This window comes from Micromonospora sp. LOL_025, assembly GCF_048060285.1.
Classification (GTDB): domain Bacteria; phylum Actinomycetota; class Actinomycetes; order Mycobacteriales; family Micromonosporaceae; genus Micromonospora.
In genome coordinates this window covers 129,707-140,332 of sequence record NZ_JBHMIR010000018.1, presented here as the reverse complement: position 1 = coordinate 140,332, position 10,626 = coordinate 129,707, and the positions used below count along the sequence as shown (strand labels likewise).

Sequence of the window (10,626 nt, the reverse complement as noted above, 5' to 3'; positions counted from 1 at the left end):
CATCGCCCTGCCCCACCTCCCCCTCACCCGCAACGGCAAGATCGACCGCAACGCACTCCCCGCACCCGATCCCGCGACGGTCCGCTCCGAGCCGCCCGGCGACGCCGTACAGCGACAGCTCGCGGGGATCTGGGCGACGGTGCTGGGCACCCCCGTCGCGGGCATCGGCGTCCGCGACGACTTCTTCGCCCTCGGCGGGCACTCCCTGCTCGCCACCCAGGTCACCGCGCAGGCCGCCGCCGCGTTCGAGGTCGAGCTGCCGGTCGCGGCGCTGTTCCGGGACCCGACGATCGCCGGCCTGGCCGACGAGGTGCGCCGCGTCGAGCGCCGGCCCGGCTGGGTGGACACCGTCGCCGGCATGCGCGAGGCCGTCGCCGCGCTCACCGAGGAGCAGGCCCGACGAGCGCTGGCCGCCGCCACCCGGCCCGGCCAGCCGTACGACGAGACAGGAGCACCGCGATGAGCGGCCCGTCGCCCGACCCGGTCGCCGCGCTGCTGCGACCGCCGCCCGGCTGGCCGGCGGAGGAGCACCGGCGGCTGCTGGTACGGCTGCTGCGCGAGCGGCTGCCCGCCGCGTCGACCGATCCCGCCACCGTGGCCCAGCGTCAGCTCTGGTTCCTGCAACAGCTGGAGCCGACCAGCACCGCGTACCACATCCTGACGGTGGTGCGGATGACCGGCGAGCTGGACCTGCCGGCCCTGCGCGGCGCGCTCGCCACCGTGACGGACCGGCACGAGCTGCTCCGGGCCACCTTCGCGATGGTCGACGACGAGGTGGTCGTGCGGATCGGTCCCCGCGCGCCGGTGCCGCTACCGGTCGTCGACCTGAGCACCACGGACGCCGCGACCCGTGAGCAACGGGTCCGGCAGGAACTGGAGAAGGCCCACGACGGGCTGTTCGACCTCGCCGACGGCCCGCTGCTGCGGGCGGTGCTGATCCGTTGCGGGGCCGCCGAGCACCTGCTCGCGGTCACCGTGCACCACATCGTCTTCGACGGCGGGTCCCGCCCGGTCTTCTGGGAACACCTCGCCACGGCGTACGACGCGCTGCGGGCGGGGAAGGTGCCGGACCTCGATCCGCCGGTGCCCGACGACGAGGACGACGACGAGGACGACTTCGCCGACCCGGAGGACCCGGACGCGGCACTGGCCTACTGGCGTGAGCGGCTGGCCGGCCTGCCCGACCTGGACCTGCCCGGCGTCCGCGACCGGGCGGCCGGGGCGTTGACCGCCGGGCGGCGGCTGGACGTCCCGCTCGACCAGGACGTGACGACGGCCCTGACCCGGCTGGGCCGGTCCCGGCGGGCCACCCCGTTCATGACGCTGCTGGCCGCGTACCTGGTGCTGCTGTCCGTGCGCACCGGCAGCAGCGACGTCGCCGTGCTGTCGCCGACGACGGGCAGGACGAGCGAGGCCGACGAGAGCCGGATCGGGTACTTCGTCAACACCGTGGTGCTGCGCGGCGACCTGGCGGGGAATCCGACCTTCGCCGAGGTCGTCGACCGGGTCCGGGAGCTGACCCTCGGGGCGTACGCGCACATGGCGGTGCCCTTCGAACGGATCGTGGACGAGGTGCGTCCGGCGCGGGTGCCGGGCCGGATGCCGTTCTCGCAGTTCGCGTTCAGCGTGGAGGGCCGCCCCGCGCCCCCGCCCCGCCTCGCCGGCCTGAGCACCGCCTGGATCGACGTCGACACCGGCACGGCGAAGTTCGACGTGCAGCTGGACGTCCTCACGGACGACTCGGGCGGGCTCGTGGCGGCCTGGACCTGGCGCGACGAGCTGTTCGACCCGGCGGACATGGCCGCCGTCGCCGACGACTTCGTCGCGCTGCTGGGCGCGGTCGTCGCCGACCCGCAGGCCACCGTCGGCACGCTGCCGGTGCGCCGGCCGGTGCCGGCCCCGGGCGTCCCCGTGGCGCCCCCGCCGCCCACGGTGCGTACCCGGCCGGGCGGAACGGCGTCCGGCGCGCTGGTGCACCTCGGCGGGCCGACGGACCGTCCGCCACTGGTCCTGCCGCACCCGGTCAGCGGCACGGTCGGCGCGTACGCCGAACTCGCCCGGCTGCTGCCCGCGTACCATCTGGTCGGCATCGAGTCGGCCGGCGACGCCACCGGCGACTCCATCGACGCGCTCGCCGAGTCGTACCTGGCCGCACTTCTCGCCCGCTGGCCGGCCGGCCCGTACCGGCTGTGCGGCTGGTCGATGGGCGGCCTGCTGGCGTACGAGATGTCCCGCCGACTGGTGCGGGCCGGGCGCGCCGTCGACCTGCTGGTGGTCGTGGACACCGCGCCCGGGCAGGCGCGCCCGGCCGACGAGGGGACCGACGACGCCGCGATGGCGGCGCGGTTCGCCGCGGACCTCGCCGCGTCCCTCGGCCGGGACCACCCGGCCCCGACGGCCGCGACGCTCGCCGCGCTGTCCGTCGAGGAGCAGACGATGCTGCTGCGCCGGTGGCTGGTGGACGCCGGGGTGACCCCGGTGGCGCTGCCGGTGCGCGAGGTGCGCCGCCGGGTGGAGACCTTCGCCCGACACGTCACCGCCGTGGCCGGGTACCGGCCGGAGGGCGTGGAGCTGCCGGTGACCGTCGTCCAGGCATCCGCGTCGCCGCGCTGGCAGCCGCGCTGGGAGCGCTACGTCGGCGCCCGGACCACCGTGCACGAGTACGAGGGTGACCACTACTCGCTGCTGCGCCGGCCCACGGTGGAGCGGATCGCCGGATGGCTGGCCCGCGCGCTGGACGGTCGGTGAGCGCAGGCGCTCCGGCGGGTGTTGCGCGCGTGGGGCCGCCCGGCGGTGGCCGGCGGCCCCACGAGGGCGGGTGCGTCCGGGCGGTGGGCGGGACGGCCGGCGGGCACTGACGGAACGGTCACGCCCGGGCGGCCGGCCCTCCCGTCCGCGTTACCGCGCCTCGGCCGCCATCGCCCGGCGCAGGCTCAGCGGGCGCATGTCCGTCCACACCGAGTCGATGTGCTCCAGGCACCGGGCCCGCGGCCCGACGAAGCCCTCGGCACGCCAGCCCGCCGGGATCTCCCGCCCGTCCGGCCAGATCGAGTACTGCTCCTCGTCGTTCACCACGACCCGACAGATCTCGGCCGTCTCCGGCTGCTCCACCGTCATCTTCTTCTCCTCATACCTCGGAAACCATGGCCAGGGCCCGGTCGATCCCGGCGATCCCGTCGGTCAGGTCCGCCTCCGTGATGGTAAGCGGGGGGAACAGGTGCAGTCGGTTGCCCGCCGCCAGCGGCCAGACACCCTGCCGCTTGCACGCCGCCAGCACGGCGGCCATCTCGGGCGCCAGCGTCCCCGGGGCCGCGTACGGCGCCAGGGGCTCGCGGGTCGCGCGGTCCCGGACCAACTCGACGGCCCAGGCCAGGCCGACGCCGCGTACGTCGCCGACGATCGGATGGCGCTCGGCCAGCTCGGCCAGCGCCGGGCCCACCACGTCCCGGCCGAGTACGGCCGCCCGGTCGACCAGGTTCTCCTCCCGCAGCACCCGCAGCGCCGCCACGATGGAGGCGCAGGCCAGCGGGTGCCCGGAGTAGGTGAGCCCGCCGGGGTAGCGGCGGTGCGCGAAGTGGGCGGCCACCGCGCGGGACAGCAGCACCCCGCCCACCGGCACGTAGCCGGAGTTGACCCCCTTGGCGAAGGTCATGAGGTCGGGCACCACGTCCCACAGGTCGCCGGCGAACCACCGACCGCACCGGCCGAAGCCGGTCATCACCTCGTCGGCGATCAGCAGGATCCCGTGCTCGTCGCAGAGCCGACGGACGCCGGCCAGGTATCCGTCCGGCGGCACCAGCACGCCGTTGCTGCCCACCACCGGCTCGAGGAGGATCGCGGCGATCGTGTCCGGGCCCTCGTAGCCGACGAGCCGGCGCAGGTGCTCCAGCGCCCGGTCGCACTCCTGCGCGGCGTCCTCGGCGTGGAAGTCGCTGCGGTACGGGTACGGGCCCATGAAGTGCACGGCGCCGCCGCTGGCGGTGTCCACCGGCCAGCGGCGGGGGTCACCGGTCAACGCCAGCGCACCGGCCGTGGCACCGTGGTAGGACCGGTAGGCGGCGAGCACCTTCGGCCGCCCCGTGACCACCCGCGCCATCCGCACCGCGTGCTCCACGGCCTCCGCGCCGCCGGTGGTGAACAGGACCGTCTCCAGGTCGCCCGGGGCGACCTCGACGATCGCGCGGGCCGCCTCGTCGCGGATGTCGACCGCGAACGACGGCGCGATGGTGCACATCCGCCCGGCCTGCTCACGCAGCGCCGCGACCAGGGCCGGGTGCTGGTGGCCCAGGTGCAGGTTGCCCATCTGGGCGTGCAGGTCGAGCCACCGGTTGCCCCGGTCGTCCCAGAACCAGCTGCCCGCGCCGCCGGCGACGCGGACCGGGTCGATCTCCTCCTGAGCGGACCAGGGATAGAAGACGGGCCCGGTCACGACGCGCGCCGTTCACGGACCAGGTCGACCTGCTCGGCCAAGGTCGGCGCCGCGAACACGTCCTGCAGGGAGAGCCGGACCTGGTACGCCTTGCGGATCCGACTGATCAGGCGGATCGCGAAGAGCGAGTCGCCGCCCAGGTCGAAGAAGTCGTCCCCCGGGTCGACGCCGTCGACCTGGAGCAGGGCGGCCCAGATCTGCCCGAGCTGGTCGAGCACCTCGGACCGGCCGTCGTCGGTCGCCGGACCCGCCGTGGTCGCCGGGCCCGCCGTCGTCACCGGGTCCGGCGGGGCTGCCGGCCCACCGGCGGGCGTCGCGGGTGGCACCAGGTCCAGCCGCCCCGCCGTGGTCCACCGCACGGTGGCCCCGGTGTCCCGCATCCGCGCGCCCGGCGTCCCGGCGTACGGGTCGTCGACGTCGCCGGTGCCGCTGAGCCACAGCCGCCCCGGCGTGTTCACCGGCACGGGTCGCACGCGGTCGTCCAGGACGTAGCAGCGGGCCACGGCCGGCAGGTCGTCCCGGTCGGCCAGCGCGTCCGGCAGCCGCGCCGGGTTCCAGCCGTCGAGCACGGCGCGCAGTTCCCGCCGGGGCATCGCGGACAGCTCGCCCACCCGCCGGTCCTGGTCGGCGACGAGCTGGTCGAGCACGGTCAGCATCGAGTCGAGGATCCGCTGGACGGTGGCCCGGTCGAACAGGGCGAGCCGGAAGTCCAGGCTGCCCACCATCCGGTCCTCGCCCACCTGGCTCACGGCCAGCGCCAGGTCGTACTTCGCCGACGTCCACTCCGGCGGTTCCAGCCGGACCGCCTCGACCTCGCCGAGCCGGAACCGGTCCGGCACCGCCCGGCCGTACCGGACGCAGACCTGCACCAGCGCGGAGACCGCCGGGTCGCGGCGCGGCCGGAGCTCGCCCACCAGCGTGTCGAAGGGGACCCGGCGCAGTTCCAGCGCGGTCAGCACGCTGCCCCGCACGTCGTGCAGGAACTGGGCCACGGTGGCGTCCCGGTCGACCCGGACCCGCAACGGCAGCAGGTTGACCAGGCAGCCGATCAGGTCGCGGGTCGACTCGTCGTCGCGTTGCAGGCTCGGCGTGCCGATCAGCAGGTCGTCGCCCGCGCCGTACGCGTTGAGGGTGCGGGCGAACGCGGCGGTCAGCAGCGTGAACGGGCTGGTCCGCGCGGCGGCGGCCGCCGCCACGAGCCGGGCGGCGAGGGCGTCGTCGACGGTGAAGCGCACCGACCCGCCCCGGTGGTCCAGCACCGGCGGTCGGGGCCGGTCCGTCGGCAGGGCGATCACCTGCGGGGCCCCGTCCAGGTAGCGCCGCCACCGGGCGAGCTGCTCGGCCGTGCCGGGCCCGGCGAGTTCGGCCTGCTGGCGGCGGGCCACGTCCGCGTACCGGCACGGCACGTCCGGCAGCCGGACGGGCTCCCCCAGCGCGTAGGAGGGGTAGAGCCGGGCCAGTTCGGCGAAGAAGATCTCCGCCGCGGTCGGGTCGGCGGCGACGTGGTGGACCACCAGCAGCAGCGCCGTCCGGCCGGCGGGCAGCAGCACGGTCGCGACCCGGATCGGCCACTCCCGGCCGAGGTCCCACCGGCGGTCCCGGAACTCCGTCACCCGTACGTCGCCGGCCCAGCCGTCCGCGGGCGCGTCGGTGAGGTCCAGGCGCGCGATGGTCAGCGGCGCCGCGGGATGGATCCGCTGGACCGGCTCCTCGTCGACCTCGACGATGGTGGTCCGCAACGCCTCGTGCCGGCGGACGATCTCGTCGACCGCCGCGTGCAACGCGCCGGCGTCCACCGGTCCGGTCAGCTCGACCGCCGCGTCGAGGTGGTACGCCGCCCCGCTCGTGCCGGCCTGTTCGGCCAGCCAGATCGCCCGCTGCGCCACCGACAGCGGCGCCGTGACGTCGTCGGCGTCCCGCCGTTCGGGGGCCACCGCGCGGGGCAGCTCCAGCGTCGGGGCGGCGTCGGCGTCGTGCCGCACCGTCAGCACCGGCGCGACGTCCCGGGGTACGGTCAGCGCGTTGTCGGCGTCCGCCCCGGTGATCGCCAGCCGGATCCGCTCGCCCGCCGCGAACCGGTACGCGATCGGGTGCAGCTCGATCTCCAGGCGGGAGTCGCCGGGAGCGCCGTCGACCTGGCCGCAGCCCTCGGTGACGTACAGCGAGGTGCCGTCGGGGGCGACCGACTCCAGGTAGGCGAAGACGTCCGCCGGGCCGTCGGTGACCCGGGCCGCCAGGCGCAGCACCGGGGCGCCGACCAGCTCGACCGCCTCGGTCAGCGGGTCGGAGGTCCAGCACAACGCCCGGGTGTCGTTGTCGGTCAGGTCCGGCCGTTGGAAGGGCGAGCCGTAGCCGCTGGCCCACCGGCTGGTCTTGCCGGAGGTGGTGGCGTAGTCCACCTCGTACCGGCGGGCCTCGCCGGCCCGGGGTTCCGGTCCCAGCTCGCCGGCCGGGCCGAGGTGCCACGTGCCGGTCGTCGCCGGCTCCGGCGGCCAGGACCGGGCGGTACGCCACGCGTCGGCGCCCAGCACGTGGTACCGGACGGCCGGGCCGTCCATGATCCCGGTGTCCCGGCCCCGCAGCCAGTGGTCGAACCAGCGCAGGTGCTCGTCGGCCAGGTTGTAGCCGGCGCCGCCCAGCACCCCGCCGGTGTGCGCCCAGGGGCCGATGACCACCCGATGCGGCACGGTCAGCCGGCCGGCCCACTCGGTCGCGTCGCGCGCCCAGACGTCGTGCCAGCCGCCCAGGTGGTAGACGGCGACCCCGGAGGCGTTGATCGCCTCCAGCAGCGCCGACGGGCTGCGGGTCAGGTACGCCGCCTCGCCGGTGTCGGTCAGCCGCGACTCGCGTCCGGGCAGGCCGGCGAACATCGTGCGGACGTCCCGGTTCGCCACGTGCTGCTCGCGGGCGGCGGCCAGCAGGAGACCGTCCGGGTCGTCGTCGAGGGGCGCGACCGGACCGTGCAGGTCGAGTTCGCGCACGTCCTCGCCCCAGGCGCGGGCGAAGTCGTCCCGGAACACCCCGCCGTCCCAGGCGAAGCGGTACAGGTCGAACAGCGCCATCTGCGGGAAGATCGCCACCAGGTGCGGCGGGGCGGTGCTCGCCGCCAGGTACTGCGACACCCCGAGGTAGGAGCGGCCGAACATGCCCACCCGGCCGTCGCACCAGGGCTGGGCGGCGATCCACTCGGTGACGTCGTACGTGTCGGTCGCCTCGGCCGTGCCGAACGGGCCGTCGCTGGTGCCGAACGACGCGCCGCTACCGCGGCTGTCCACCACCACCACGACGTAGCCCCGGGCCAGCAGGCGCTGCGCGACCGGGAAGGCCCGCAGCGTCACCTCCCCGGGGGCCACCTCGGCCACGCCGAGGTCCTCGATGTCGGTGAGGTCGACGTCCGCCAGTTCGGCGCGCACCACGGCCAGGAAGTCGTCCCGCCCGGGGCGCGGCGACACCTGGTGGTAGCGGTCGTGGGCCCAGACGACGGGCGCGGGGTCACGCTGGCCGACCGGCCGGAAGACGTACGCCGCCAGCCGGGTCCCGTCGCGCGTGGCCACGTACCGGGACTGGCACGTCCAGCTGCGGCTCATGCCAGGTCGGCCCGTCCGTAGAGTTCCCGCGCCGGCACCCCGACGTCGGCGCAGCGCTGGAAGAACTCCGCCATCTGCTTGAGCTGGTACGACTCGTCGGTGTAGTTCGTCGCCATGACGAACACCAGCCAGGGCTCGCGGCCCATCGCGTACACGTACGCCTGTCGGGCCCGCAGCCGCCGCACGATGCCCATCGCCTCGACGGCGTCGGAGCCGTTGAGCTTGCGGCTGCGGCTCATCTTCTGGTCGATGCGGCGGGAGAAGAGCGGACCGTACATCCAGGACAGCGGGGCGCCGTCGCACTCCATGCCCAGGAAGGCCATGTCGACGTCGCCGATCATGTCGTGGATGTGGCCGAACAGCGCGGGGTCCACGCAGCGGTTGTCCGCGCCGAAGTAGAGGTTCTTCCCGCCGGTGCGCACCGAGTAGGTCACCTTCGCGGCGATGTCGAGGTCGCAGTGCTCGCCGACGAAGGGGCAGACCACGATCTGGCCGTCGGGCAGCTCGATGGTCTCGCCCGGCTCCACGTCGACCACGTTGGGGAAGCCGAGCGCCTCCAGGCACAGCCGCAACGACGGGTCCTGCAACGCCCCGGCGGCGGTCTTCGGCACGACGACCGTGCCGATGCGGTGCCGCAGCTTCAGCAGGGTGGCCAGTTCGAGGTGGTCCTGGTGCCCGTGCGTGATCAGCACGTAGTCGATGACGTCGGGCAGGTCGGCGTAGGCGTACCGGTCGCCGTCGCCCAGGGCGTCGGACAGGAACGGGTCGGTCATCACGGTGACCGGGCCGGACTGCACCACCACGCAGGCGTGCCCGAAGTAGCGCACCCGCAGCCCCGGGCCGTCCAGGTTGCGGTCCGGGCTCCCGCCCGGCTCGGCGGAGAACAGCCCGCTGAAGGTGGCCAGGTCGGCGTCGGAGACGTCGAACGCCTCCCGCAGCTCGCCGAAGGGTCGGGCCGTGGTCATGGTCGAGAAGAGCAGGTCGATGCGGGGATCGCGCAGCGGCATGGTGGCCTGCACGTGCCCGTTGCCGGGGAACCGCGGGGTGGTCATCGCGAACGGCCGCTCGTCGCCGGTGGCCAGCGACAGGTCCACCGAGTGGGCGGTCTCGTCGAAGTGCCGCGACCGGTAGAGCATCCGCTCGGCGAGCCGGATCCGGGCGTGGTCGTTGAGGTCGTAGACCAGCTCGACGTAGCCGCGCAGGGCCGGCGGGATCTCGCCGTAGCGGGGCGTCAGGTCGAAGCCGTCGGCGAGCTTCTCCAGGTTGACCGTCAGCTCGTCCATGGCCGCCGACAGCTCGGGCATCGGCCCGTCGGCGAGCCGGCCCGCCAGCTCGGACACCCCGTCGAGCTGGTCGTCCTCGAGGTCGACGAACATGCCGCCGCGCAGCTTGGGGTCGCGGGCCGAGCGGCGGTGCAGCGCCGGCGCGTCGAGGAAGGAGCGCAGCAGCGGCACGTGCAGCTTGGCGAAGTTCATCGCCGCCGGCACCGGCGAGACCAGGTTCAGCCAGGCGTAGTACCGGTGGATCAGCGGTTCCAGCGCCAGGTTGGGCCGGGCGTGGACGAGGTCGTGGCTGGCGAAAGGCGGGTTCATCGCTCTCCCTCGGTCGGGTCCACCCGCAGTCGGTCACGGACGGTCCGGACGACCTGTGCGAGGTTGTGGAAGTCTTCGTCGTCGGTGGGGGTGTCCAGCACGAAGGTGCGTACCCCGGCCCGGACCATGCCCAGCAGCCGGTCGACGGCGCCGGCGTGGTCGGCCACCAGGTACGGCCCGTCCGCCTGGCCGGAGCGGAACGGCGCGAGCCGGTACGCCGGGTCGACGGTGACGGCGCCGTGGCCGGCCTCCGCCTCGGCGAAGAGCCGCTGCTTCCAGACGGAGTCGGTGTTGGCCATGGTGACCGCGGTGATCTTCGCGCCGTCCGGGTCCTCCGGGAAGCGGGCTTCGGCGGCCCGCTCGGTCTCCTCCGCCGTCGCCCGGGTCAGCAGCCCGAAGTTCAGCGCGCCCGGCGCGCCGCCGGCGTCGGGCCGGGCCGCCGTCAGCATCTGGATGCTGGTGGCGCCCACCCGCTCGGCGACCTCGCGGGCGGCCGGGGACTGTCCCGCGACGAACAGCCGAGGCAGCAGGTGCGCGGGCAGGCCGGGCGTGAGCTGCAACCGGGACACCTGGTAGAACCGCCCGTCGAAGCTGAACGGGCGGCGGCTGCCCAGCACCCCCATCATGATCTCGACGTACTCGGCGAGGCGCGCGTACCGGTCGTCGTGGTCCAGCCGGTCGCCCAGCGCGTCCAGGTCGCTCACGGCGGTGCCGGTGATCAGGTTGAGGTCGATCCGCCGCTGGTAGAGCAGGCCGAGCGAGGCGACCATCCGGGCCGCGGTGAACGGGTGCTGGTAGACGGGGTTCACCGCGACCAGCGGGCTGAGCCGGGTGGTGCCGGCCGCCGCGGCGGTCGCCAGGATCCAGGGGTCCAGCACCGCGCCGCTGCCGGTGAAGATGAGCACCCCGTCGAGGTCGGCCGCGTCGGTGCGGCGGATGACGGACATCGCCGTGTCCGCGTACGCGGTCAGGTCCCGGACCCGGGGCACCACGGTGACGAAGTTGACGTCGGGCACGG

7 protein-coding genes are annotated in these 10,626 nt (G+C 74.9%); 2 read left to right on the top strand and 5 right to left on the bottom strand.

What is annotated here, in order from left to right; genetic code table 11:
* Positions 1-463 (top strand): phosphopantetheine-binding protein (locus ACFHW0_RS21420; protein ID WP_416610227.1); only part of this gene is annotated, 463 nt, incomplete at its 5' end.
* Entirely contained in the window at positions 460-2,748 is a 2,289-nt protein-coding gene (locus ACFHW0_RS21415) for a condensation domain-containing protein (RefSeq protein ID WP_416610224.1), read from the top strand. The genes ACFHW0_RS21420 and ACFHW0_RS21415, both read left to right, overlap by 4 nt.
* A 150-nt stretch (positions 2,749-2,898) precedes the next feature.
* Here the strand turns inward: ACFHW0_RS21415 and ACFHW0_RS21410 are convergent, their stop codons facing one another.
* Genes ACFHW0_RS21410 through ACFHW0_RS21390 form a run of 5 tightly spaced genes read right to left on the bottom strand, consistent with a single transcriptional unit; the run spans position 2,899 to position 10,624 of the window.
* Positions 2,899-3,111 carry an MbtH family protein gene (locus tag ACFHW0_RS21410; RefSeq protein WP_370040316.1) on the bottom strand — a complete coding sequence of 71 codons (213 nt, stop codon included), beginning with the start codon at positions 3,109-3,111 and terminating at the stop codon, positions 2,899-2,901.
* 16 nt (positions 3,112-3,127) lie between these two features.
* Complete coding sequence (locus ACFHW0_RS21405) at positions 3,128-4,429, bottom strand: aspartate aminotransferase family protein (RefSeq protein ID WP_416610223.1); 1,302 nt, start codon at positions 4,427-4,429, stop codon at positions 3,128-3,130.
* A complete protein-coding gene (locus ACFHW0_RS21400; protein ID WP_416610221.1) occupies positions 4,426-8,016 on the bottom strand; it encodes a CocE/NonD family hydrolase in 3,591 nt (1,196 codons plus the stop codon). Before ACFHW0_RS21400 ends, ACFHW0_RS21405 begins: the two co-directional genes overlap by 4 nt.
* Entirely contained in the window at positions 8,013-9,608 is a 1,596-nt protein-coding gene (locus ACFHW0_RS21395) for an MBL fold metallo-hydrolase (RefSeq protein WP_416610219.1), read from the bottom strand. Before ACFHW0_RS21395 ends, ACFHW0_RS21400 begins: the two co-directional genes overlap by 4 nt.
* Complete coding sequence (locus ACFHW0_RS21390; protein ID WP_416610217.1) at positions 9,605-10,624, bottom strand: LLM class flavin-dependent oxidoreductase; 1,020 nt, start codon at positions 10,622-10,624, stop codon at positions 9,605-9,607. The genes ACFHW0_RS21395 and ACFHW0_RS21390 overlap by 4 nt, the downstream gene beginning before the upstream one ends.
* Positions 10,625-10,626 lie beyond the last annotated feature (2 nt).

What these genes read in the sequence shown, in the direction of transcription:
- ACFHW0_RS21415 (WP_416610224.1), top strand. Translation starts at nt 460, where the DNA reads ATGAGCGGCCCGTCGCCCGACCCGGTCGCCGCGCTGCTGCGACCGCCG.
- ACFHW0_RS21400 (WP_416610221.1), bottom strand. Translation starts at nt 8,016, where the DNA reads ATGAGCCGCAGCTGGACGTGCCAGTCCCGGTACGTGGCCACGCGCGAC.
- ACFHW0_RS21395 (WP_416610219.1), bottom strand. Translation starts at nt 9,608, where the DNA reads ATGAACCCGCCTTTCGCCAGCCACGACCTCGTCCACGCCCGGCCCAAC.